This is a genomic window from Promicromonospora sp. NPDC110617 (assembly GCF_055598465.1).
In genome coordinates this window covers 501,361-525,500 of the sequence record NZ_JBVKBM010000003.1, presented here as the reverse complement: position 1 = coordinate 525,500, position 24,140 = coordinate 501,361, and the positions used below count along the sequence as shown (strand labels likewise).

Below are 24,140 nucleotides of genomic sequence, written 5' to 3'. Positions count from 1 at the left end.
GCGAGGCCGGCACCACGCATGGCGCTGAACACGACGCGGCGAGGTCGGCACTCTGCTTCGAGGTCGGTCCAGGCCTGTGCCGACCTCGAAGCACCCGAACAGCGGGCTGCCGACCTCAGGACCCTTCGGGTACAGATGCCGTCAGAACAGGCTCAGCAGGTCCTCGACCCGATCGGTGCGCTCCCACGTGAAGTCGGGCAGGTCGCGGCCGAAGTGCCCGTACGTGGAGGTGGCCCGGTAGATCGGCCGCAGCAGGTCCAGGTCGCGCACGATCGCCGCGGGACGCAGGTCGAACACCTCGTGGATCGCCGCCGTGATCTTCGAGACCGGCACGGTCTCGGTGCCGAAGGTCTCGACGTAGAGGCCCACGGGGTGTGCCTTGCCGATGGCGTAGGCGACCTGCACCTCGCAGCGCCGCGCGAGCCCGGCGGCCACGACGTTCTTGGCCACCCAGCGCATGGCGTACGCACCCGACCGGTCCACCTTGGACGGGTCCTTGCCCGAGAAGGCGCCGCCGCCGTGCCGCGCCATGCCGCCGTAGGTGTCGACGATGATCTTGCGGCCCGTCAGGCCGGCGTCGCCCTGCGGGCCGCCGATGACGAACTTGCCGGTCGGGTTCACGAACTGCCGTGCGCCGGCCCAGTCGAGCCCCGCCGACTCCAGCACGGGGGCGATGACGATCTCGGCCACCTCGACGTGCAGCTTCTCCTGCAGCACGTCGGCGTCGTGCTGGGTGGAGAGCACCACCGTGTCGACGGCGACGGGCCGGTCGCCGTCGTACCCGATGGTCACCTGGGTCTTGCCGTCCGGGCGCAGGCCCAGCAGCTCGCCGGACTTGCGCACGGCGGCCAGCCGCTCCGACAGCCGGTGCGCCAGCCAGCCGGCCACGGGCATGTAGGCGGGCGTCTCGTCGGACGCGTAGCCGAACATCAGGCCCTGGTCGCCGGCGCCCTGGGCGTCGAGCGGGTCGAGGTCGCTCGTGTCGTCGCGCATCTCAAGGGCCTTGTCGACGCCCTGCGCGATGTCGGGCGACTGCTGCCCGATGGAGACGGACACGCCGCACGAGTCGCCGTCGAACCCGATGGCGGACGACGTGTAGCCGATGCCGCGCACCACGTCCCGGACGATCTGCGGGATCTCGACGTACGCCTCGGTGGTGACCTCGCCCGCGACGTGCACCAGCCCGGTGGTGACCATGGTCTCCACCGCGACGCGCGACGTGGGGTCCTGCTCCAGCAGGGCGTCGAGGATGGCGTCGCTGATCTGATCACAGACCTTGTCCGGATGACCCTCGGTCACGGACTCGGACGTGAAAAGGCGCAGCTCGCTCATGGGCACCAGCCTACGGTCTCGCACAGCGAGAAGTCGATCCTGGCAGGTGAGACGGGGGTCACGGCAGCAGCTTGGCGACGGCGTCCCACAGGGCGTCCGCCACCTCGCGCTTGCTCCCCGAGGCCAGTCCGACGACGTCGCCGGCCCCGTCCAGGATCGTGACCTCGTTGCTCTCGGTGCCGAAACCGCGCCCCGCACCGACCGCGTTCACCGCGATCAGGTCGGCGCCCTTGCGCCGGGCCTTGGCCCGGCCGTGCTCCAGCACGCTGCCCGACGCGTCACCCGTCTCCGCGGCGAAGCCCACGACCACCTGGCCGGGACGCAGCCGGTCGTGCGCGATCTCCGCGAGGATGTCGGGGTTCTCGACCAGCTCGATGGGCGCGGGACCCTGCCCCGGCACCTTCTTGATCTTGGCGTCGGGCGTGACGGCCGGGCGGAAGTCCGCCACGGCGGCGGCCATCACCACGACGTCCGCCTCCGCGCCCACGGCCCGGACCGCGTCGCGCAGCTCCACCGTGGACTCCACCTGCACGACGGAGCAGGCCCGCGGGCCGGCCAGGACCTGGTCGGTGACGTCCTGCGCGAGGTTCGCGGCCACGAGCGTCACGTCGGCACCGCGCGCGGCGGCTGCCTGCGCCAGCGCCACGCCCTGCCGACCGCTGGACCGGTTGCCGATGAACCGCACCGGGTCGATGGCCTCACGCGTGCCGCCCGCGGACACGACGACGCGACGGCCGGCGAGGTCGAGGTTCTCGACGGGCACGCCCGCCGGGGCGGTCTCGGCAGGCTCAACCACCGGCGGGTCGACCAGCGAGGGGTCGACCAGCGAGAGCGCCTCGCGCGCGATGTCCTCGGGGTCGGGCAGCCGCCCCGGGCCGGTGTCGGTGCCGGTCAGGCGGCCCGAGGCGGGCTCGATCACGTGGACGCCCCGCTCGCGCAGGGTCGCCACGTTCGCCCGGGTGGCTGCGTGCTCCCACATCTCGGTGTGCATCGCCGGGGCGAGCACCACCAGGCAGCGCGCGGCGAGGAGCGTGGTGGTGAGCAGGTCGTCCGCGAGCCCCGTGGCGGCACGCGCCATGAGGTCTGCGGTGGCCGGCGCGACGATCACGAGGTCGGCGTGCTGCCCCAGTGACACGTGCTGCACGCCGGGGACGTCGTCGAACACCTCGGTGCTGACGGGCTCGCCCGACAGCGCCTCGAACGTCGGGGCGCCCACGAACTCCAGCGCCGCGCGCGTGGGGATCACGCGCACGGCGTGCCCCTGCTCGCGCAGGAGCCGCAGCAGGAGCACCGCCTTGTACGCGGCGATCCCACCGGAGACGCCGAGGAGGATCCTCATCGGTGGTCGCCCTCCACGTCCGTCAGCATGTACGTCGACCTGAGATGCCCGTGGACCGAAGGACCAGCGGCCTGCCGGTCACGTCCGGTCAGGCCGGGAACTCGGGCAGCGACTGCTCGGCCTTCGCGGCGGCAGCGGCGTCCGCCTGCGCCTGCACCTCGGCCGGGTCGACCTCCTCGATGGTGAGGAGGCCCTGGGTGATCTCGCGCATCGCGATGGAGAGGGGCTTCTCCTGGTTGCGGGTCTCGACGAGCGGGCCCACGTTCTCCAGGAGGCCCTCGTTGAGCTGCGAGTAGTACGCGTTGATCTGACGGGCGCGCATAGACGCGTACAGCACGAGGCCGTACTTCGAGTCGATGCGCTCGAGCAGCTCGTCGATCGGCGGGTCGGTGATGCCCTCAGGGGCGGCGACGGTTCCGGCCATGGTGAAGCTCCAGAAGTCTTGGGTGACGGGGGAAAGTCCGAGGAACGAGTCTACCTGCTCTGTCACCCGGAGGTGGCAGGCAGCACGCCGGGTCAGCCGACCGGTGTGGTGGAACCCACACCCATGAAGGCGACGAGCGCGTCCGTGGCGCGATGGACGTCGTCGTTCACGATGGTGACGTCGAACTCCTCCTCGGCGGCGAGCTCGACGCGCGCCGTGGCGAGCCGCCGCTCCCGCTCCTCCGAGTCCTCGGTGCCGCGACCGACGAGCCGTCGGACGAGCTCGTCGAAGCTCGGCGGGGCGAGGAAGACGAACCGGGCCTCGAGGCCCGAGGCCGTGACCGCGTCGCGCACCTGGCGCGCGCCCTGGAGGTCGATCTCCAGGAGCACGGGGACCCCGGCGGCGAGCTTCTGCTCGACCGGTCGCCGTGGCGTCCCGTACCGGTTACGACCGTGCACCACCGCCCACTCGAGCATCTCGTCGGAGGCGACCATGCGGTCGAACTCCTCCGGAGACACGAACAGGTAGTGCACTCCGTCCACCTCGCCCGGGCGCGGCGACCGGGTGGTCGCCGACACGGAGAGCCAGACCTGCGGATAACGGTCCCGCACGTCGGCGGAGACCGTGCCCTTGCCCACCGCGGTGGGACCTGCGAGCACGGTCAGCCGTGCGGGTTGTGTCGTACTGATCTCAGCCAAACCTCTCGATGAGCGCCGCCGACTGGTGCGGTCCGAGGCCTCGGACGCGGCGGGTCTCGGCGATCCCGATCTCTTCCATGATCGCCCTGGCCTTAACCTTACCGACCCCGGGCAGCGACTCGAGCAACGAGACGACCTTGAGCTTGCCGACGACGTCGTCCTTCTGGCCCTGCTCGATGACCTCCCTCAGGGAACCTTGCGAGTACTTGAGCTTGTTCTTGATCTCTGCCCGCGCGCGTCGCGCCTCGGCTGCCTTCTCGAGTGCTGCCGCACGCTGCTCGGGTGTGAGGGGTGGTAGTGCCACGCAAGTCACCTACTCGTGTCTCGACCGGTCTTCTGACTCGGGACGTCCGGTCCTCGCTCGGGCCCGATGCCCAAGTCCGTGACCTGGCCCGCAACCGGTCTGGTGTGAACTGCTGCATCGAAAGTAGCCATCGCCTCAGAGGTCGGCAATCGCAGAACGCCACTTCGTGAAAACTCATGCACATGCGCTTTTAGGCAATTAGTACATTTCACAACAAAGCGCCCCCGATCCGTAGGGATCGAGGGCGCTTTGTCCAACACGCGGTTCAACGCGAGAATCAGCCTCGCAACGCCTCCGTCGCCTCCCGCGCGGCCGCGCGCGCGGCGCTCACCAGCGCCTGAGGGTCCGGTCCTGCCGCGAGCACCCCGCGGGACGACGACGCCAGCACGTTCCGCCGGGCGCCGCCGAACGTCGTGGCGAGCTCGCGCTCCCCCGCCCCCTGCGCGCCGACGCCGGGAGCCAGCAGCGGGCCGTTGACGGCCACCAGGTCGGTGCCCGTCGCGGCCACCGCGTCGCCGATCGTGGCGCCCACCACCAGGCCCACCGAGCCCATGGGCTCGGCGCCCGCGTTGAGCACCGCGGCGTGCGCCGCCATGAGGGCGGCGACCGACGTACCGTGTTCCTCGCCGGTGCCCTCGCCCTCGGCGCCCGCTCCCGCGCTGCGGCGCACCGCGTGCTGCACCTCGAAGCCCTCCTTGTTGGAGGTGAGGCACAGCACGAACAGGCCGCGGCCCGTGGCCGCGGCGAGCTCGACCGCGGGCTCCAGCGAGCCGAAGCCGAGGTACGGCGAGACCGTCAGGGCGTCGCCGGCCAGGGGCGAGCCGTCCGCCAGGAACGCGTCGGCGTAGGCGCCCATGGTCGAGCCGATGTCGCCGCGCTTGGCGTCGACGATCGTCAGCGTGCCTGTGCTGCCCGAACCGCTGCCCGAACCCGTGGAGCGAGCAGCCGCGAGCACCTCCTCCAGCACCGCGAGGCCGCGCGAGCCGTGCCGCTCGAAGAACGCCGCCTGCGGCTTGAACGCCGCGACCTGGCCCCCGAGCGCGTCCACGACGCGCAGGGAGAACTCCCGCAAGCCGGCGACGTCGTCGGACAGGCCCCAGGCGTGCAGGAGCGACGCGTGCGGGTCGATGCCCACGCAGAGCGGCCCGTGCTCGTCCATGGCGGCGGCCAGGCGGGCGCCGAACGGCGTGATGCCTCCGGAACCGGCGCTCACGCGTGCGCCCCCGCCGTCGGCGCCACGACGCCCACCTGCGCGGCCGCACGGCGTGCGGTGGTGGCGGCCGTGTGCTCCTGGAGGCTCGCCACCTCGAACGGGCCCGCCAGCACCGCCTCGATGCCCTGCACCGCCGCCGCGAGCTGGTCCACCGTGGTCGCGATCGGCTTGTCGGCCGCCGTCGTCGCCGCGCGGATCTCGTAGCCGTCCGCACGGGCGCCCTGGCCCGACGGCGAGTTCACCACGAGGTCGATCTGCCCCTCGGTGATGAGCCCGACGACGGTGAGCTCGCCGTCCGGCCCGCGGCCCTCGGTGTGCTTGCGCACCTCGGTGGCCTCGATGCCGTTGCGGCGCAGCACGTTCGCGGTGCCGGCCGTGGCGAGCACCTTGAAGCCGAGCTCCACCAGGCGCTTGACCGGGAAGACGACGTGCCGCTTGTCGCTGTCGGCCACGGAGACGAACACCGTGCCCGACGTCGGCAGCCCGCCGAACGCCGCCGCCTGCGACTTGGCGAACGCGTGCGGGAAGTCCTTGTCGAAGCCCATGACCTCGCCCGTGGAGCGCATCTCCGGGCCGAGCACGGAGTCGACGACCAGGCCCTCGCGGGTGCGGAACCGCTTGAACGGCAGCACGGCCTCCTTGACGGCCAGCGGCGCGCCCAGGTCGAGCGTGGCGCCGTCGTGCTCCGGGAGCACGCCCGCCGCGCGCAGGTCGGCGATGGACTCGCCGACCATGACGCGGGCCGCGGCCTTGGCCAGCGGCGTGCCCGTCGCCTTGGAGACGAACGGCACGGTGCGCGACGCGCGGGGGTTGGCCTCCAGGACGTACAGGACGTCGCTGACGAGCGCGTACTGGACGTTGAGCAGGCCGCGCACGCCCACGCCCTTGGCGATGGCCTCGGTGGAGCGCCGGATGCGCGCGATCTCGGCCTCGCTGAGCGAGACCGGGGGCAGCACGCAGGCCGAGTCGCCGGAGTGGATGCCGGCCTCCTCGATGTGCTCCATGACGCCGCCGAGGAACAGCTCCTCGCCGTCGTACAGGGCGTCGACGTCGATCTCCATCGCGTCGTCCAGGAAGCGGTCGATCAGGAGCGGCGCGGCCAGGGTGCCGGGCGCCCCGTTCAGCGCGGCCGCGGCCGCGCTCTCGGTCAGCGCGCGCTCGACGTAGCCGGTGAGCTGGTCCTCGCTGTAGACGATCTCCATACCGCGCCCGCCCAGCACGTACGACGGGCGCACGAGCACCGGGTAGCCGATGCCCTCGGCGACGTCGCGCGCCTGGGCCAGCGAGCGGGCCGTGCCGAACGCGGGGGCCGGGAGGCCGGCGTCGAGCAGCACCTGGCCGAAGATGCCGCGGTCCTCCGCGGCGTCGATCGCCTCGGGGCTGGTGCCGAGGATCGGCAGCCCGGCCTCGGCGAGACGCCGCGCGAGGCTCAGCGGCGTCTGCCCGCCGAGCTGGACGATGATGCCCTTGACCGGTCCGGCCGCGAGCTCGGCCTGGTAGACCTCCAGGACGTCCTCGAAGGTCAGCGGCTCGAAGTACAGGCGGTCGGACGTGTCGTAGTCCGTGGACACCGTCTCGGGGTTGCAGTTGACCATGACGGTCTCGTACTTCTCCGCCAGCGCCAGGGTGGCGTGCACGCACGAGTAGTCGAACTCGATGCCCTGGCCGATGCGGTTGGGCCCGGAGCCGAGGATGATCACGGCCTCCCGCTCGCGGGGCGCGACCTCGGTCTCGGAGTCGTAGCTCGAGTAGTGGTACGGGGTCTTGGCCGCGAACTCGGCCGCGCAGGTGTCCACGGTCTTGTAGACCGGGCGGACGCCCAGGGCGTGCCGGATCTCGCGCACCGTGGACTCGCCGGAGGCACCCATGCCGCGCAGGCGCGCGACCTGGGCGTCGGACAGGCCGTGCCGCTTGGCGTGGCGCAGCAGGTCCTCGGTGACCGTGGGCGACGCCGCGACCTCGGCCGCGACCTCGTTGACGAGCTGGATCTGGTCGAGGAACCAGGGGTCGATCTTGGTCGCGTCGAAGACCTGCTCGAGCGTGGTGCCGCCGGGCGTGCCGACCGAGCGCAGGGCCTGCTGGACCTGCACGAGGCGCTGCTCGGTGGGCCGCTCGATCTCCTTGAGCAGGGTGGCGAGCTCGTCGCCCGTCGGGGCGTCGCCGTCCCAGTGGAACTGCACGCCGCCCTTGTCGATGGAGCGCAGGGCCTTGCCGAGCGCCTCCGTGAAGTTGCGGCCCAGCGCCATGGCCTCGCCCACCGACTTCATGGTGGTGGTCAGGGTGTCGTCGGCGGCGGGGAACTTCTCGAACGCGAACCGCGGGACCTTGACCACGACGTAGTCGAGCGTGGGCTCGAAGCTCGCGGGGGTCACCTTGGTGATGTCGTTCGGGATCTCGTCGAGCGTGTAGCCGACGGCGAGCTTGGCCGCGATCTTCGCGATCGGGAAGCCGGTCGCCTTGGAGGCCAGCGCCGAGGAGCGGGAGACGCGGGGGTTCATCTCGATGACGATGATGCGCCCGTCGGCGGGGTCGATGGCGAACTGGATGTTGCAGCCACCGGTGTCGACGCCGACCTCGCGGATCACGGCGATGCCGATGTCGCGCAGCTTCTGGTACTCGCGGTCGGTGAGCGTCAGCGCGGGCGCCACGGTCACCGAGTCGCCGGTGTGCACGCCCACGGGGTCCACGTTCTCGATGGAGCAGACGACCACGACGTTGTCGTCCTTGTCGCGCATGAGCTCCAGCTCGTACTCCTTCCACCCCAGGATGGACTCCTCCAGGAGCACCTCCGTGGTGGGCGAGTAGTGCAGGCCCTGCCCGACGATGCGGTGCAGGTCCGCCTCGTCGTAGGCCAGGCCGGAGCCGAGGCCGCCCATGGTGAACGACGGGCGCACGACCATCGGGTAGCCCAGGATCTCGGCCGCCTTGAGGGCCTCGTCGATCGTGTGCACGATCTCCGAGCGGGCCGACTCGCCGCCGCACTTCTCGACGACGTCCTTGAACTGCTGGCGGTCCTCGCCCTTCTGGATGGCGGGGATGTTGGCGCCGATCAGCTCGACGCCGTACTTCTCCAGCACGCCGGCCTCGTCCAGCGCGATGGCGGCGTTCAGCGCCGTCTGCCCGCCCAGGGTGGGCAGCAGGGCGTCGGGGCGCTCCTTGGCGATGATGGTGGTCAGCACCTCGGTGGTGATCGGCTCCACGTAGGTCGCGTCCGCGAACTCGGGGTCCGTCATGATCGTGGCCGGGTTCGAGTTGACCAGGATGACCCGCAGGCCCTCCTCCTTCAGCACCCGGCAGGCCTGGGTCCCGGAGTAGTCGAACTCGCAGGCCTGGCCGATGACGATCGGGCCGGACCCGATGACCAGGACCGAGGAGAGGTCGTTACGGCGAGGCATCAGTGGTTCTCCTCGGTGTTGAGCTGTGCTGCTGCGGTGGGTTGGGTCTTGAGGGCCGGCGGCCACGCCGCCGGGTTCGTCAGCAGGCCGACGAACCGGTCGAACAGGTACGCGGCGTCGTGCGGGCCGGCGGCCGCCTCGGGGTGGTACTGCACCGAGAAGGCGGGCAGGTCGAGGCAGGTCAGCCCCTCCACGACCTGGTCGTTGAGGCCCACGTGGGAGACGACGACGCGGCCGTAGCGGCCGCCGTCGGCCCTGCTGTCGTCGTTCCTGCTGGCGTCGTTCCTGCTGGCGTCGTAGGGAGCCTGCGAGACGGCGGGGGCGCCGGCGTCGTCCACCACGGGCGCGTCGACCGCGAAGCCGTGGTTGTGCGCGGTGACCTCGACCTTGCCGGTCGTGCGGTCGAGCACGGGCTGGTTGATGCCCCGGTGGCCGTAGCCGAGCTTGTACGTACCGTAGCCGAGCGCGCGGCCCAGGAGCTGGTTGCCGAAGCAGATGCCGAAGAACGGGATGCGGCGGTCCAGGACCGCGCGCAGCAGCTCGACCTCGTGGTCGGCGGCGCCGGGGTCGCCGGGGCCGTTCGAGAAGAACACGCCGCGGGGCGCGTCGTCGGGAAGGCCCGCGAAGGCGCCCAGGACGTCGTCGATCGTCGAGGACTGCGGCACGACGACGACGCGCACGCCGCGCTCGGCCAGCCGCGCCGGCGTCATGGACTTGATGCCCAGGTCGACGGCGACGACGGTCGCGACGGGGGTGCGCCCGGGGTTGTTCTCCAGCCACTCGCCGGCCGGCTCCACCGTGTAGGCCTCCTTCGTGGAGACCTCCCCGGCAAGGTTCGCGCCCGCCATCTGGGGCGAGGCCTGCACCTCGGCCACGAGCTCCTCGACGGGGCGCGGGTAGCCGCCGCGCACCAGGTCGTCGCCGGAGAAGATCCCGGCGCGCATCACGCCCTCCTCGCGCAGACGGCGGGTCAGCGCGCGGGTGTCGATGTCGGAGATGCCGACGACGCCCTGCGCGGCGAGCTCCTCGCCGAGCGAGCGCTGCGCGCGCCAGTTCGAGACCCGGCGCGCGGGGTCGCGCACCACGTAGCCGGAGACCCAGATGCGGCCCGACTCGGGGTCCTCGTCGTTCACGCCGGTGTTGCCGACGTGCGGCGCCGTCATGACGACGATCTGCCGGTGGTAGGACGGGTCGGTCAACGTCTCCTGGTAACCGGTCATGCCGGTGGAGAAGACGATCTCGCCGAACGTCGTGCCGGTGGCGCCGTAGGCGCGGCCGCGGTAGGTGGTGCCGTCCTCGAGGACCAGCGCTGCGGTAGTTACGGACGGCTGTGCTGCCGCCTCTGCGGACATCTCTGCGGACGTCGTCGGGATGGTCACCGGGCCTCCTGCTGGTGCGGGTACTGCTGGTGCGGGTACTGCTGGTGCGGGTACTGCTGGTGCGGGTACTGCTGTTCGGGGTGCTGCTGGCTCTGCGGGCCCTGCTGGCCGTGCGGGCTCTGCGGGCCGTGCGGGCTCTGCTGGGCCGCGAGCAGGTGGCGGACGGCGTCCACCAGGCCGCCGCGGTCCTCCGCGCGCCGCGGGCGCAGCCCGGTGTCGACCAGGGCCGCCGGGACGCCGTCGGCCTCCGGGACGGCCCAGGTCAGGACCACGAGCCCGTCCGCGCCGACGTACTTGCCCGCCATGCCCGGGGCGAGGCCCGCGCTGCGGATGGTGCTCACGGGGAGCCACAGGTCGTCGGTGCCGTCACGTTCGATGAGGACGCCGTGCTGGTGCACCGTGACGACCGCGTGCGAACGGTCGCCCAGGCCGTGGGCGCCCACCCGGGCGAGCCAGTCGCCGTGCAGGGTGGTCGAGACGTAGATCGCCTCCACGGGTCCGGAGCGCACTTCGCCAGGGCCGTCCGCGGGGCCATCCGCGGCGCCGTCCGCGGGCGGCGCCGGCGGCACGGGCACGACCGTGGTGGTGCGCTGCGCGAGCCGGCGGCGTCCGATGAGCGTCACGTACAGGACGAGGAAGACCGCGAGGACGGCCAGCAGGACTACGGCCAGGGTGGTCATCGGGCGGCTCCTTCGAGAGCGCCGTCGGCGACCGTGCCGTCGACGGGCGCGCCGTCCAGGACCGTCGCGCGGCCCCGGAGGAACGTGGCGACCACGCGGCCGGGGAGCTCCATGCCCTGGAACGGGGTGTTGTCGCTCGCGGTGACCTGGCTGCGGCCGTCGATCGCGCGGGTCGCGGCCGGGTCGACGAGGACCAGGTTGGCGGGCTCGCCGACGGCGATCGGGCGGCCCTGGGTCGCGCCGATCCGGCCGATGCGGGCGGGGTTCTCCGACAGCACGCGGGCGACGTCGGCCCAGGTCAGGCGACCGGTGTCGACCATGGTCTGCTGGACCACGGACAGCGCCGTCTCCAGGCCGGTCATGCCGAAGGCCGCCGAGGCCCACTCGCAGTCCTTGTCCTCGACCGGGTGCGGCGCGTGGTCGGTGGCGACGATGTCGATGGTGCCGTCGGCCAGGCCCTCGCGGACCGCCTCGACATCCTTGGCCGTGCGCAGCGGCGGGTTCACCTTGAACACCGGGTCGTAGTCGCGGGCCAGCTCGTCCGTGAGCACCAGGTGGTGCGGCGTCACCTCGGCGGTGACGTCGATGCCGCGGCCCTTGGCCCAGCGGACGATCTCCACCGAGCCGGCGGTCGACAGGTGGCACACGTGCAGGCGCGAGCCCACGTGCTCGGCCAGCAGCACGTCGCGGGCGATGATCGACTCCTCGGCCACGGCGGGCCAGCCCGTCAGGCCGATCTGCGCGGAGACGACGCCCTCGTTCATCTGCGCGCCCTCGGTCAGGCGCGGCTCCTGCGCGTGCTGCGCGACGACGCCGTCGAACGCCTTGACGTACTCCAGCGCGCGGCGCATCAGGACCGGGTCGTGCACGCACTTGCCGTCGTCGGAGAAGACGCGCACGCGGGCGGCGGAGTCGGCCATGGCGCCCAGCTCGGCGAGCTTCTCGCCGCCCAGGCCCACGGTGACCGCGCCCACGGGGTGCACGTCCACCCAGCCGGCCTGCTCGCCCAGCCGGTGGACCTGCTCGACGACGCCCGCGGTGTCCTGCGTCGGCGTCGTGTTGGCCATGGCGTGCACCGCCGTGAAGCCGCCCGCGGCGGCGGCGCGGGTGCCGGAGAACACCGTCTCGGCGTCCTCCCGGCCCGGCTCGCGCAGGTGGGTGTGCAGGTCGACGAGGCCGGGCAGGAGCACATGCTCCTCCGCCGGGATCTCGTGCGCGCCGTCGGGCACCTCGACCGTGCCGGGCGCCCCGAGGGCGGCGATCACGCCGTCCGCCAGCACGACGTCGACCGGGTCCGTACCGTAGGGACGGACCCCTCGCAGGACATAGGTCTGCGGTCTCGCGGTGCTCACAGGACGTTCCTCTCGTCGGTGCTGGAAACTGTGCTCGTGCTGTCGGTGCTCGTGCTGCCGGTACCGCTGCTGTCGGTGCTCGTGCTGCCGGTGCCGGACAGCAGCAGGTACAGGGCGGCCATGCGCACGGCGACGCCGTTGGCCACCTGCTCCACGATCACGGAGCGGGGGTGGTCGGCGGCGGCCGCCGAGATCTCCAGGCCGCGGTTCATCGGCCCGGGGTGCATCACGATCGCGTGGTCCGGCAGGACCGCGAGCCGGCGGGCGTCGAACCCGAACTTGCGGCTGTACTCCATCGGGCTCGGGAAGAACGACCCCGAACCGCCCGACATCCGCTCACGCTGCACCCGCAGCATCATGACCGCATCCGGCTGCCACTGCTCGAGCGTCTCGTCCAGGTGGTACGACACCCGGCACGGCCAGGTCTCCACGCCCACCGGCACGAGCGTGGGCGGTGCGACCAGCGTGACCTCGGCGCCCAGGGTGTGCAGCAGGTAGACGTTGGACCGCGCGACCCGGGAGTGCAGCACGTCGCCGACGATCGCGATGCGCAGGCCGGCGAGGTCCGCGCCGACCGAGGTGTCGACGCCGCGGCCGTCATCACCCACGCGGCCCACGAGGTGGCGGCGGATCGTGAACGCGTCCAGCAGCGCCTGCGTGGGGTGCTGGTGCATGCCGTCGCCGGCGTTGAGCACGCCCGCGTCGAGCCAGCCCGCGTGCGCGAGCTGGTGCGCCGCGCCCGAGGCCGAGTGGCGCACGACCACGGCGTCCGCCCCCATGGCGTGCAGGGTCAGCGCGGTGTCCTTGAGCGACTCGCCCTTGGAGACGCTCGACCCCTTGGCCGAGAAGTTGATGACGTCGGCCGACAGGCGCTTGGCCGCCGTCTCGAACGAGATCCGGGTGCGCGTGGAGTCCTCGTAGAACAGGTTCACGACGGTGCGGCCGCGCAGCGTCGGCAGCTTCTTGTTCTCGCGCGACTGGGTCGCGGCCATCTGCGCGGAGGTGTCCAGGAGCAGGATCGCGTCGTCCTTGGACATGTCCTGGGTGGTCAGGAGGTGCTTCATCGGGCGCCCCTCTCGGTGCTCGCGGGGGCGGGGCTGGTGCTCGTGCTGGTGGGGCTCGCCGTCGTAGGGCTGGCGGTCGGCGCGGCCTCGCTGATCACGACGGCGTCCGCTCCCCCGTCGACGTCGGCCAGGCGGACCCGGACGCGCTCGCTGCGCGAGGTGGGCAGGTTCTTGCCCACGTAGTCCGCGCGGATCGGGAGCTCGCGGTGCCCGCGGTCCACGAGGGCGGCGAGCTGCACCACGCGGGGGCGGCCGAGGTCGTTCAGGGCGTCGAGCGCGGCGCGGATGGTGCGGCCGGAGAAGAGCACGTCGTCCACGAGGACGACCACCTTGTCGTCGATCGTGCCGTCCAGGCTGCCCGGCAGGACCGTCTGTCCGACGGCGCGCGTGGGCTGACGACGCAGGTCGTCGCGGTACATGGTCACGTCCAGCGTGCCGTGCTCACCGCTGAAGGTGGGCTCGATCTGCGCGAGCCGCTCGGCCAGCCGGCGGGCGAGCTGCACGCCGCGGGTCGGGATGCCGAGCAGCAGCAGGTCGGCGGCGCCCTTGTTGCGCTCCACGATCTCGTGGGCGATGCGGGTGAGCGCCCGGGCGATGTCGGCCTCGCCGAGCACCGTCCTCTCGGCGGCGGCGCTCGGGGTCTCGCTGGATTCGGGCATGCGGGTGCCAGGGTTCATCTGGCGACCTCCTTCTCCGCCTCACCGGACGGGATTAAAGGGAGTCTGACAGCCACCACCATAACGCGCCGTCCCTGTGCCGGATGCCGACGTCGGCGCCCGCCGGGAGGGGCGTTGCTCACATCCCGGGCACCGACGGCGCACGGGGCGTCAGCCGCGCTCCAGACGCTCCGCGATACCGGCGATGCGACCCAGCCGCGCCTCCCACGCGTCCCCGATGCGCTCGAGCCGACGGCCCAGCGCCGTCAGCTCCGCGCCGAGCGCGCGATACCGGCGCTCGCGCCCGACGACCCAGGACTCGACCAGCCCGGCGGCCTCCAGCACTGCGAGGTGCTTCGCGATCGCCTGCCGCGTCACCGGGAGGCGCGCGGCGAGGACGGAGGCGGTCAGACCGGAGGCGGCGTCGACGGTGCCTGCGCGGGCCGGCTCCGTGCTCGGCTCCCCGCCTGGCTGCCCGCCCGGGTGCCCACTCGGCTCCCCGGCCGGCTCCCCGCCCGGCTGCCCACTCAGCGCCCCGGCCGGCTCCCCGCCCGACAGGGCCTGGAGCACGGCCCAGCGAGTCTCGTCGCCGAGCGCCGCGAACGCGGCGACCGGCGACGGTGCCGATGCTCCGGACGGTGCAGCCGCCGCCCCCGACGTCACCACGACCGCGACTCGACGTACTCGACGAGCTCGTCCAGCTCGACGTCCCAGCCCTCGCGGTTACCGTCCAGCGCGGAGCGCACCGCGTCGTCGGTGTCGCCGGTGAAGCCGGTCTCGTGGACGGTGAGGTTGGTGCCGGCGCCGTCGGGCTCCAGGGTGAACGTGGCCTCGGTCATGCGCTCGGGCTCGTCCGCCGACTGACCCCAGCGGTAGGCGAGCACGCGGCCGGCCTCGGACCGGGTGACCTCGAAGGCGAACCAGCCGTAGCCCTCGAAGTGCAGCCGGCCGCGGGTGCCGGCGGCGAGCGGGCCGCCGTCGTCGGTCTCGCAGCCGTCGCCGAACCAGCCGGCGACGTGCTCGGGCTCGGAGATCGCCCGCCAGACCTCGTCGGGTCCGGCGGCGACCCGGACGGTGCGGGTGACGGAACGTGCGGCGAGGTCGATGCTGGCGCGGGGCTGGGTGGTGGTCATGGGGTCCTCCGGGAACGGCTCGATCGATCGAGGATAGCGCAACCATTTGATTGCACTTCTACGATGCACCCTCGCTCGCCGATGCGCAACCCTTTGGTTGCGTTGCCTGTGCCGCCCTACCTACGGCGCGCTGCCTGCCTCGTCCCGGAGCACCACCGCCGCCAGGCCTGCCGCGACCGCGACCAGTGCGAGCACCATCCCCACCGTCCCGGGCCAGCCCGCCAGCGCGAATCCGATCCCGCCGAGCCAGCCGAACAGGCTGGACCCCGCGTAGTAGGCCAGGTTGTAGACGGCGGCGGCCTGGGTCCGGGCCTGAGGTGCCGCGACCGGCGTCCACCCGCTGGCCACGGCGTGCGCGCCGAAGAACCCGGCGGTCAGCACGACCAGCCCGGCCAGCACGAGCGGCAGCCAGCCCGACAGCGTGACCACCACCCCCAGCGCCATCACTCCGGTCGACACGATCAGCACCCGGCGCCGCCCGTGCCGTAGCACGAGCCGGCCCGTCCGCGCCGACGACCAGGTCCCGGCCAGGTAGGCGAGGAACACGAGGCTCACCACCCCGGGCGAGAGGTCGAAGGGTGGGGCGGCGAGGCGGAAGCCCAGGTAGTTGTAGACGGCGACGAACCCGCCCATGAGCAGCAAGCCCTGCGCGTCCAGCACGAGCAGGCGCGGGTTCAGCAGCGCACGGAACCACCCGAGCCGACCGCGAGGAGCACTTCGCTCGGGGAAGGCGGGGTCGGGAGCTGGGCTGTCGGGAGCTGGGCTGTCGAGGGCTGGGCTGTCGGGAGCAGCGCCGTCACCCCACCCCGCTCCCGCCGTCCCCGCCCCCGGCGCCGCCCGCGGCCCCCGGTCCCGTGGGGCGAGCCAGATGAACGCACCCGTCGCGACCAGGCACGTCACGGCGACGGCGCCCACGCCCGCGCGCCAGCCGAACAGCTCGGCCACGCCGCCGGACACGATCCGCCCCAGCAGGCCGCCCACCGACGTGCCCGCCACGTACGTCCCGGCGGCGCGCGGGACCGCGGCCGCCGCCCCCGACTCGATCAGCATCTCCGTCAGGTAGGCCATCGCGACGGCGGGCACGCCCGCGACGAACAGCCCCTGCACCGCGCGACCGGCGACGAGCAGCTCGAACGACGGCGCGAACGGGACCACGAGCCCGATCGCGGTGGCGCCGAGCATCGCGACGGTCATCGCTCGGACCCGCCCGACGCGGTCGGCCACCGACGCCCAGGGCAGCACACCCACGGCCAGGCCGAGGGTCGCGGCGGAGACGAGGAGCGACGTCGCGGAGGCCGACGTCGCAAGCTCGCGGGCGGCGTCCGGCAGGACGGACTGCGGGGCGTAGAGCTGGGCGAACGCAGCGGTCCCGGCGCCGAACAGGGCGACGAGCAGACGTCGCTCGTCGAACCGTCCAGCGCCGGGACCGGTGCTCACAGTGCTCGCCCGCCGGCGTACCGGCTTGCGTACCGGCCAGTTTGCCGGCGTGCGGGGCAGGTCACGCCAGCAGCGTCGGCTTCAGGTCCTTGACCCGGCCGAGCAGGCCGTTCACGAAGGCCGGGGAGTCGTCCGTGGACAGGTCGCCGGCGAGGTCGACCGCCTCGTCCAGCGCGACGGCGTCGGGCACGTCGTCGTTGAAGAGGACCTCCCACGAGCCGATCCGCAGCAGCGCGCGGTCGACGGCCGGCATCCGGTCGAGGGTCCAGCCCTGCGAGTAGGTCTCCAGCACCTCGTCGATGCGGTCGCGGTGCGCGACCACGCCCTCCACGATGTCGACGGCGTACTGCGGCACGGCCGCCTCGGTGTGCGGCACGGCCACACGGTCGGCGAGGAGCGTCAGCGGGTCGATGCCGCGCTGCTCCGCCTCGAAGAGGATGTCGGCGGCGCGCTTGCGCGCCTTGGTGCGTGCGCCCATGGTCTCTCTCTGTCGCGGAAGCTCAGTTGCGATAGCCGGCTACGAGCTCGGCTGGAAGTCGGCTCGGGTCGGTCAGGTCGGCTCGGCGACGAGCCGTGACACGAACCGCGGCGGGCCCGGTACGGGCCCGCCGCCGATGATCACTCGGTGACGCGACCGAGGTAGTCGCCCGTGCGGGTGTCGACCTTGACCTTGACGCCCTGCTCGAGGAACAGCGGGACCTGGATCTCGGCACCCGTCTCGAGCGTCGCCGGCTTGGTGCCACCGGTGGAACGGTCGCCCTGCAGGCCCGGCTCGGTGTAGGTGATCTCCAGCACGACGGACGCCGGCAGCTCGATGTACAGCGGGGTGCCGTCGTTCGAGGCGAGCATGACGCTCATGCCCTCGAGCATGTAGTCCTTCGCGTCGCCGACGGTCGCGGCCGACACGTTGATCTGGTCGTACGTGTCGTTGTCCATGAAGACGAAGTCCTCGCCGTCCATGTACAGGTACTGGAAGTCTCGGCGGTCCACGTTGGCCGTCTCGACCTTGATGCCCGCGTTGAACGTCTTGTCGACGACCTTGCCGGACAGCACGTTCTTCATCTTCGTGCGGACGAACGCTCCACCCTTGCCCGGCTTGACATGCTGGAACTCGATGACGGACCAGAGGTTGCCGTCGATGCGGAGCACGGTGCCGTTCTTGATGTCGTTGGAGGTAGCCACGTTCGTCTTCCTGTGTCGGGTGAAGGGTGTACCCCGGGGCACGCCGACGAGAGGCCGGCGGCTGGGGTGATCAAGCGAGGTGTCAAGCAGCAGCGGTCAAGTCTACCGGACGGGTCAGAGGACGAGCGCATTCAGCACGACAAGTCCCAGGAGTCCGGTGGCGACCGACCAGATCAACGAGGCGAGCGTACCCACGACGAACCGCTCCGACGCGACGGGCTGGTCGCGCAGCTCCGCGTACCGCCCGAGGCCCTTGATCGCGACGACGATCGCGATGCCGTACGGGTAGCCGGCCAGCAGGGAACCCGTGATCGCGAGGCGCTCCAGCACGCCGAGCCACGCGCCGCCCCGGAGGATCGCGACGGCGTCCGGGTGCATCGTGCCGGTGGGCGACTCCTCGCCGGTGGACCCCTTCGCCGAACCCGAACCGCCGTCGGCGCCCGAGCCGGATCCCTTCTCGGTCGCCCCTGCCTCGCCGGCTGCCCCCTCGCCGGCGGCGCCTTCACCAGCAGTGCCTTCGCCTTCGCCGCCCTCGCCCGGCTCCAGGGCCTGCGGGTAGACGGGCGGCTTGTAGCGCGCCCAGGGCAGGTCTCCGCGGCCCGCGCGGCGCAGCACCCAGGGCACCACCCAGGAGCCCACGATGACGCTCAGCGCCAACGTGACCAGCCAGGTCGCGACGGCAGCGACCCACTGCCATCCGTCGATGTAGTCCAGCATCTCCCAGGTCACGGCGTGACGTTCCCCTTCAGCTCCTCGCGCCAGCTCTTGACGCGGCACCTCTTGGCTACGGCTCGTTCTCAGCCGGCCCCGGTCGGCTTCTGCTCCCGGTCGGCTACTGGTCCCGCTCAGGAACAGGGTCCGGACCGGGAACCAGGTCCGGGCCCACCGAGCCACTCAGCTCGGCGAGCAGCCGCACCACGACCGGCCGCACCGCCTCTTCCTCCTGCCAGAGCGCCGCTCGGACGCGCTGACTCACCGCCTGTTCACTGACGTGCAAGGACTGGGCGACAATCCTCTGTCGTCCCGGTTTGTCCGGCAGCGAGGCGAGCGTATCGGCGACCTCCCAGCCGTGGGGTGTACGGCGCGCGCGAATCGCCGCGAGAAGGCGGAGCAGCGCCTCGACCTCGCCTGCGAGGTCGGGCTGCGCCGGGTCGCGGTCCGCACCCGGGTCGGCTCCGCCCCGGACAACGGTCCTCAGGTCCGGCGCACCCGGCGGCGGACCCTCCACCGCGACCGACGTGCCCCTGCCGCGCGTCTTGGCCCGCTCGACGGCGTCGCGGGCGCGGTAGAACGCGAAGCCGCGCGCCTCGCGGGACACCGTGGGCAGCGGCCCCTCGACCTGGCCGACGCCGATACCGACGCTCCAGCCCTGGTCCCGCAGGAGATGCAGGGACAGGTCGACGGCGAGCTCGGCGCCCGCCCGGCCTGACGCCAGGATGCCCTGGACCTCGTCACCCACCGTGCGCTCGAACCCCACGACGACCCCCTCGCGGAAGCGCGTCAGGCGCGCGAGCTCCGCGAGGACCTCGGGAACGCGGTCGGCCGCGTAGGTCGAGCCCCGCTGGTCGACGGTGAGGACGATCATGGCTCAAGCCTAGAGCCTTAAGTCAAGGTGCTCAAGGTTTGAGACTTGATGAGGTCGAGTCAAGTCTTGAGCCTTGTGTGGAAGATATCGGGCCGAACCGCTCGCCCTGCCATTCCCCCTGCCACTCCCCAGCTACTCCCCCCGCTGCTCCCCGAGCCGAGTCGCGATCGCCGAGAGCGCGAGCCGGTAGGAGTCGAACCCGAATCCGGCCACGGTCCCCGTCGCGATCCCGGCGACCACCGAGTAGTGCCGGAACGACTCGCGCGTCGCGGGGTTCGACAGGTGCACCTCGACCAGCAGCAGCCCCGCCGTGGTGACCTGCGCCGCGGCGTCCCGCAGCGCGTACGAGTAGTGCGTGAACGCGGCGGGGTTGAGCACCACGTGGGCACCGGCGTCCACCGCCTCGTGCAGCCAGCCGACGATCTCGGACTCGTCGTCGGTCTGCCGCACCTCGATCGCCAGGCCGAGCTCGTCGCCCCACTTCGCCGCCGCGACCTCGAGGTCCGCCATCGAGGCGTGGCCGTAGATCTCGGGCTCGCGGACGCCGAGCCGGCCGAGATTGGGACCGTTGAGCACCAGGACGCTGGGCAGTGCAGAAACCATGGCCGCGAGCCTAGTGGGCCGCCGCGCCTGACGTCACCGGATCTCGGAGGCACCGGATCTCGGAGGCACCGGATCTCGGAGGCACCGGATCTCGGACGCGCTGGATCTCGGACGCACCGGGCTCTCACACCTTGCCGCTGCCGCCCACGATCCGATGGCCGCCCGTCGCCTCGGAGATCCAGTCGAGGACCTCGGGGCGCAGCTCGTCCCACTCCCAGAAGGTGAAACCCAGGCAGGCCAGAGCAGCGCCGTCGGCCGACCACTGGGTGACGGGGGACGCGGCGCCGCACTCGCGGCACACCAGGTCGATCGTCGCGTCGCCGGCACCGTGCCCGCCGTCGTGCCCGCCAGCGTGTCCGTCACCGTCAACGAGGCCGTCGTCGCCGTCCCGCCAGGCGGCAGCCGCGTCGTAGAACCAGCGCAGCCCGTCCTCGTCCGAGCACGTGGGGCCGAACTCCTCGGGCGGCCCGAAGAACGACCTGCGGACCGAGCACTGGGGACAGGTCACCGTGTCGACGCTGCTCTGCCCGCCGTCATACACCTCGCGCCCCACCCCGACCGACATGCCCCATGGGACCTCCCCGGAGACCGTGCCTGCTCCAGACCCTGCTCCCGACCGGGCGGCTGACCGGGCGAGGATGTCCGTCCACCCCGGACCCGGCGGGTACCCGGAGCCGCCCAGGGCCGCAGCCGGGGACACCTCCGGCAACAGCACCCCACGCGCGACGAGCGCGTCCACGACCCGTTGTCCCAGGTCGCGGGCCTCGGCCTCGGTCGCGTCCAGGTCTGCGACCCACTCGAAGTACGTCCCCACGGCTTCCCCTTCGGCTGGCTGCTGCTGATGTCCGGCGTCGCGCACGCTACCCCGCGCCACTGACATCTCTGCTCGGTACGCCCGAGCCGGTGACACACCTCGACCAGGACCCCGCCGGTGATCACGCCTCGTCCGATCACGCCCCGTTCGATCACGCCCCGTCGGGCTCCAGACCCTCCACCAGCAGCGTCCGCGGGCCGGGTCCGGCCTCGGCGAGGGCGTCGTGCGGGTTGGTCAGCGCGCAGCGGCGCAGCGAGAGGCAGCCGCAGCCGATGCAGTCCGTGAGGTGGTCGCGCAGGCGGGAGAGCTGCTCGATCCGCGCGTCGAGGTCGTCGTGCCAGGCCTGTGAGATGCGGCGCCAGTCCTTCGCGGTGGGCGTCCGGTCCCCCGGCAGGGTGTCGAGCGCCGCGCCGATGTCGGCGAGCGGGATCCCGACCCGCTGGGACACCCGGATGAACGCGACGCGGCGCAGCGTCTCGCGCCGGTAGCGCCGCTGGTTGCCCGACGTCCGCCGGCTCGTGATCAGGCCCTTGCGCTCGTAGAAGTGCAGCGCGGACACCGCGACACCGCTGCGGGCCGCGAGATCGCCGACGGTAAGCTCGTCACGATCCCAGGGGACGGCGGGGTTGGGCGCTTCCATGCGTGACCTCCACGACTCATGAGAACTCGGGTACACCGGTCAACGGGCACTGCGGCGAGCTGGGGGCAGGGGCTCCGCCAACACAGCTCGGACCGGTGTTGACCTCAACTTTGGTTCAGGTTAAAGGATGAGCGCATGGACGCGATCAGACACCACTCCTTCGGACCGCCCGAGGTCCTCGTGCTCGAGCAGGTCCCGGACCCCGTTCCCGGCCCCGGCGACGTGCTCGTCGACGCCGTCGCGCACGGGGTGCACCTTCTGGACACCAGCCACCGGCGCGGCGAGGCGGGCCCGCCGCTCCCCCTGCCCAGCCTTCCGACGGTGCCGGGCCGCGAGATCGCGGGCACCGTGGTCGCCGTCGGGCCGGACGTCGACCCCTCGTGGATCGGTCGGCCCGTGGCGGCACATCTCGGGCCGGTGCCCGACGGCGGTGGGTACGCCCGGCGCGTCGCCGTCGGCGCGGAGAAGCTGCACGCCGTACTCGACGGCGCGGACGGCGCCCCGCTGGCCCCGGCGGACGCGATCACGATGATCGGCACCGGCAGGATGGCCGTCTACACCCTCGACCTCGCCGCGGTGACGGCGGACGACGTCGTGGTCGTGACGGGCGCAGCGGGTGGGCTCGGCACGCTCTTCGTCCAGGAGGCGCTGCACTCCGGGGCGCGCGTCGTCGCGCTCGCCGGCGGCGCCGCGAAGCTGCAGGTCCTGCGCGACCTGCTGCCGGACGCGGACCGGCTCGTTCTGATCGACTACTCCGTCCCGGGCTGGCCCGACGCGGCCCGCGCGGCCCTCGGTGGCTCCCCCGCGACCCTCGTGCTCGACGGCGTGGGCGGCGAGCTCGGCACCGCGGCCACGGGTCTGCTGCGCGGTGCTGGCGACGGCAGTTCGGGCGGCAGTTCGGGCGGCAGCACGCGCGACGGCGCCGCGCCGGGCCGGCTCGTCGCGTACGGCTGGGCGTCCGGGACGGCCAACCGGTACACGTCATGGGCCGAGGCCGACCGGATCGAGTCACCGGTCGAGGTGCGCTACGCCGTCGGGCCCGCGGCTCCGCCGATGGGCGACCAACGGCCGTACCAGGAGCGCGCGCTGGCGAACGCAGCCTCGGGTCGCTGGCGGGTGGTGACGCACCGCGTGCCGTTCGCCGAGGCCGCCCGCGCCCACCGCGAGCTCGAGGAGCGCCGCACCACCGGCAAGGTGGTGCTGGTGTGACCGCGGCGGTCTCCACCGCACGGACGGTCGCGGCGCCGGGCACCCTGAGCCCAGGCGCGCAGCGCCTCGTCCTGATCGGGATGGTCGCGCTCTGCTCGCTCGGGGCCTTCGAGGCCCTCGCCGTGGCGACGGCGATGCCCACCATCGCCGTCGACCTGAACGGGCTGCGGCACTACACGTTCGCCTTCGCGGTGGTCTTCGCCACCAGCGTGGTGGGCATGCTCACGGCGGGACGCTGGTGCGACCGCACCGGTCCGGCGCCGGCGATGTGGACCGGCGTGGCGCTCTTCGTGGTCGGCCTGGTGGTCGCGGGGACCGCCACCGGAATGGGCGCGCTCATCGCCGGACGCGCGGTCCAGGGCGTCGGCAGCGGGCTCTTCGGCGTGGCGCTGTACGTCCTGGTGGCACGCGTCTTTGTCGCGGAACGACGTCCGGCAGTCTTCTCGGCGTTCGCGGCCGCGTGGGTGGTACCCGCGATCGTGGGCCCGGGGCTGGCGGGGCTCGTCGTCGACCACCTCGGCTGGCGCTGGGTCTTCCTCGGCGCGGCCGCGCTCACCGTCCCGGCCGCGATCCTGATGCGCCCCGGGCTGACGGCGGCGCAGGGCGCGGGGCACGGGTCCGACGCCGAGCGCGCGCCGGGCGACGGGCGTGCGCCGAGCGACGGGCACGTGCCGGACGACGGGCGTGCGCCGGACGACGGGCATGTGCCGGGCAACAAGCGAGTGCCGGAAGTCGAGCTGGGCGTAGGCGCCCCGATCACCCTGGCGAGCGGCAGTGCCGTCGAGGCTTCCGCCGACGCCGTGGAGGCTCCCGCCGCCGGCCCGCCCTCCGACGTCGGGCAGGCCGATCGTCCGCTGCGGCACGCATTGCGCCTGGCACTGTCCGTGCTGCATGCGGGACGCGGGCTGCCCGCTGTCGTGTCGGTGCGGGCGCTGGTTTCGGCGGCGTTCACAGGTGCCGAGGTGCTGCTGCCGCTGCTCCTGGTGCACGAGCGACACCTGAGCCCCGGCGGCGCCGGGCTGATCCTGACGGTCGGGGCGCTGGGCTGGTCCGCGGCGTCGTGGGTGCGGGGACGGAACCTGCTGCACCTGAGCCACGCCGGCTATGTGCGGCTGGGCGGCGGCCTGCTCGCCCTCGGGATGGTCGGCGCGGCGATGCTCGTGCTCCCGGATGTGCCGGCCGGGGTCGGGATGGCGTTCTGGGTGCTCTCGGGCAGCGGGATGGGTCTGGTGTACCCGACGCTGTCGGTCCTCACGCTGGAGCTGGCGCCGCCGCACGAGCAGGGCTCGGCGTCGTCTGCCCTCCAGGTGGCCGACGCCGTCGCGGCCGCCGTCGCGTCGTCCGCGACCGGCGCCCTGCTCTGGACCCTGTACGACGTCGCCGGGCTGCCCGCCTACGCCGTCGTGCTGGGGCTCACCGGGCTGCTGGCGGCGACTGCGCTCGCGCTCGCGGGCAGGACGCGCGTCGACGTTCCGCAGGTTGTGCCGTGAGCGTGGGACGGCCGCACGGAGCCCCGCGGGACGCTGCAGTGCGTGGCACCGCAGCACGTGGCACAGCAGTGGGTGGCGCAGCAGCGCAGAGCAGGGCCGGTCGAAGGTAAGCACGCTCGGCCGGCGGTGGCGCGACTCTGACCCTCCGCTGACCCTCCGCGTGCGGTCGATCAGGCCACGGCCGCTGTTGGTGACAGCGGCCGTGGCCGTG

Annotated in this window: 24 protein-coding genes; 2 read left to right on the top strand and 22 right to left on the bottom strand. The window is 72.7% G+C overall.

Annotated features, from left to right (window positions below; translation table 11 throughout):
• Positions 1-141: 141 nt before the first annotated feature.
• The 22 genes from metK to soxR form a co-directional block, all read right to left on the bottom strand.
• The gene (metK, locus tag ACZ7LE_RS20080; RefSeq protein WP_397395147.1) at positions 142-1,332 is read right to left on the bottom strand and encodes a methionine adenosyltransferase; all 1,191 of its coding nucleotides are present in this window, start codon (positions 1,330-1,332) and stop codon (positions 142-144) included.
• Positions 1,333-1,390: 58 nt separating this feature from the next.
• Positions 1,391-2,671, bottom strand: coding sequence for a bifunctional phosphopantothenoylcysteine decarboxylase/phosphopantothenate synthase (locus tag ACZ7LE_RS20075; protein ID WP_470405009.1), 1,281 nt, complete (start codon positions 2,669-2,671; stop codon positions 1,391-1,393).
• Between the two features lie 88 nt (positions 2,672-2,759).
• Entirely contained in the window at positions 2,760-3,095 is a 336-nt protein-coding gene (rpoZ, locus tag ACZ7LE_RS20070; RefSeq protein WP_020015401.1) for a DNA-directed RNA polymerase subunit omega, read from the bottom strand.
• 92 nt (positions 3,096-3,187) lie between these two features.
• Complete coding sequence (gmk, locus tag ACZ7LE_RS20065) at positions 3,188-3,754, bottom strand: guanylate kinase (RefSeq protein WP_470405008.1); 567 nt, start codon at positions 3,752-3,754, stop codon at positions 3,188-3,190.
• A gap of 31 nt (positions 3,755-3,785) precedes the next feature.
• Positions 3,786-4,097 (bottom strand): integration host factor, actinobacterial type, encoded by a 312-nt coding sequence (mihF, locus tag ACZ7LE_RS20060; protein WP_020015403.1) that lies wholly within the window; start codon positions 4,095-4,097, stop codon positions 3,786-3,788.
• Positions 4,098-4,374: 277 nt separating this feature from the next.
• Positions 4,375-5,310, bottom strand: coding sequence for an orotidine-5'-phosphate decarboxylase (gene pyrF, locus ACZ7LE_RS20055; RefSeq protein ID WP_470405007.1), 936 nt, complete (start codon positions 5,308-5,310; stop codon positions 4,375-4,377).
• The gene (gene carB, locus ACZ7LE_RS20050) at positions 5,307-8,705 is read right to left on the bottom strand and encodes a carbamoyl-phosphate synthase large subunit (protein WP_470405006.1); all 3,399 of its coding nucleotides are present in this window, start codon (positions 8,703-8,705) and stop codon (positions 5,307-5,309) included. Before carB ends, pyrF begins: the two co-directional genes overlap by 4 nt.
• Positions 8,705-10,057: a glutamine-hydrolyzing carbamoyl-phosphate synthase small subunit gene (gene carA, locus ACZ7LE_RS20045; RefSeq protein WP_470405321.1), complete on the bottom strand. Its 1,353-nt coding sequence runs from the start codon at positions 10,055-10,057 to the stop codon at positions 8,705-8,707. The genes carB and carA overlap by 1 nt, the downstream gene beginning before the upstream one ends.
• 23 nt (positions 10,058-10,080) lie before the next feature.
• A complete protein-coding gene (locus ACZ7LE_RS20040; protein WP_470405005.1) occupies positions 10,081-10,764 on the bottom strand; it encodes a PH-like domain-containing protein in 684 nt (227 codons plus the stop codon).
• Positions 10,761-12,116, bottom strand: coding sequence for a dihydroorotase (locus ACZ7LE_RS20035; RefSeq protein ID WP_470405004.1), 1,356 nt, complete (start codon positions 12,114-12,116; stop codon positions 10,761-10,763). The genes ACZ7LE_RS20040 and ACZ7LE_RS20035 overlap by 4 nt, the downstream gene beginning before the upstream one ends.
• Entirely contained in the window at positions 12,113-13,180 is a 1,068-nt protein-coding gene (locus ACZ7LE_RS20030; protein WP_470405003.1) for an aspartate carbamoyltransferase catalytic subunit, read from the bottom strand. Before ACZ7LE_RS20030 ends, ACZ7LE_RS20035 begins: the two co-directional genes overlap by 4 nt.
• Positions 13,177-13,857, bottom strand: a complete 681-nt coding sequence (pyrR, locus tag ACZ7LE_RS20025) for a bifunctional pyr operon transcriptional regulator/uracil phosphoribosyltransferase PyrR (protein WP_470405002.1) — start codon at positions 13,855-13,857, stop codon at positions 13,177-13,179. The genes ACZ7LE_RS20030 and pyrR overlap by 4 nt, the downstream gene beginning before the upstream one ends.
• Before the next feature lie 150 nt (positions 13,858-14,007).
• Positions 14,008-14,502 (bottom strand): ArsR/SmtB family transcription factor, encoded by a 495-nt coding sequence (locus tag ACZ7LE_RS20020; protein ID WP_470405001.1) that lies wholly within the window; start codon positions 14,500-14,502, stop codon positions 14,008-14,010.
• Positions 14,496-14,969, bottom strand: coding sequence for an SRPBCC domain-containing protein (locus tag ACZ7LE_RS20015; RefSeq protein WP_470405000.1), 474 nt, complete (start codon positions 14,967-14,969; stop codon positions 14,496-14,498). The genes ACZ7LE_RS20020 and ACZ7LE_RS20015 overlap by 7 nt, the downstream gene beginning before the upstream one ends.
• Before the next feature lie 120 nt (positions 14,970-15,089).
• A complete protein-coding gene (locus ACZ7LE_RS20010; protein ID WP_470404999.1) occupies positions 15,090-16,406 on the bottom strand; it encodes an MFS transporter in 1,317 nt (438 codons plus the stop codon).
• Between the two features lie 61 nt (positions 16,407-16,467).
• Positions 16,468-16,884: a transcription antitermination factor NusB gene (gene nusB, locus ACZ7LE_RS20005; protein ID WP_285104672.1), complete on the bottom strand. Its 417-nt coding sequence runs from the start codon at positions 16,882-16,884 to the stop codon at positions 16,468-16,470.
• A 140-nt stretch (positions 16,885-17,024) separates the two neighbouring features.
• Positions 17,025-17,588: an elongation factor P gene (gene efp, locus ACZ7LE_RS20000; RefSeq protein ID WP_285104671.1), complete on the bottom strand. Its 564-nt coding sequence runs from the start codon at positions 17,586-17,588 to the stop codon at positions 17,025-17,027.
• A 114-nt stretch (positions 17,589-17,702) separates the two neighbouring features.
• The gene (locus tag ACZ7LE_RS19995; RefSeq protein WP_470404998.1) at positions 17,703-18,317 is read right to left on the bottom strand and encodes a hypothetical protein; all 615 of its coding nucleotides are present in this window, start codon (positions 18,315-18,317) and stop codon (positions 17,703-17,705) included.
• Positions 18,318-18,420: 103 nt separating this feature from the next.
• Positions 18,421-19,173: a hypothetical protein gene (locus ACZ7LE_RS19990; protein ID WP_470404997.1), complete on the bottom strand. Its 753-nt coding sequence runs from the start codon at positions 19,171-19,173 to the stop codon at positions 18,421-18,423.
• Between the two features lie 132 nt (positions 19,174-19,305).
• Entirely contained in the window at positions 19,306-19,776 is a 471-nt protein-coding gene (locus ACZ7LE_RS19985) for a type II 3-dehydroquinate dehydratase (RefSeq protein ID WP_470404996.1), read from the bottom strand.
• A gap of 124 nt (positions 19,777-19,900) precedes the next feature.
• A complete protein-coding gene (locus ACZ7LE_RS19980; protein ID WP_470404995.1) occupies positions 19,901-20,590 on the bottom strand; it encodes a hypothetical protein in 690 nt (229 codons plus the stop codon).
• 151 nt (positions 20,591-20,741) lie between these two features.
• Entirely contained in the window at positions 20,742-21,230 is a 489-nt protein-coding gene (gene soxR, locus ACZ7LE_RS19975) for a redox-sensitive transcriptional activator SoxR (RefSeq protein ID WP_182615685.1), read from the bottom strand.
• Between the two features lie 135 nt (positions 21,231-21,365).
• Between soxR and ACZ7LE_RS19970 the strand changes: the two genes are divergently transcribed.
• Positions 21,366-22,439, top strand: a complete 1,074-nt coding sequence (locus tag ACZ7LE_RS19970; protein ID WP_470404994.1) for an alcohol dehydrogenase catalytic domain-containing protein — start codon at positions 21,366-21,368, stop codon at positions 22,437-22,439.
• Entirely contained in the window at positions 22,436-23,929 is a 1,494-nt protein-coding gene (locus tag ACZ7LE_RS19965) for an MFS transporter (protein ID WP_470404993.1), read from the top strand. Before ACZ7LE_RS19970 ends, ACZ7LE_RS19965 begins: the two co-directional genes overlap by 4 nt.
• Positions 23,930-24,140: the final 211 nt, after the last annotated feature.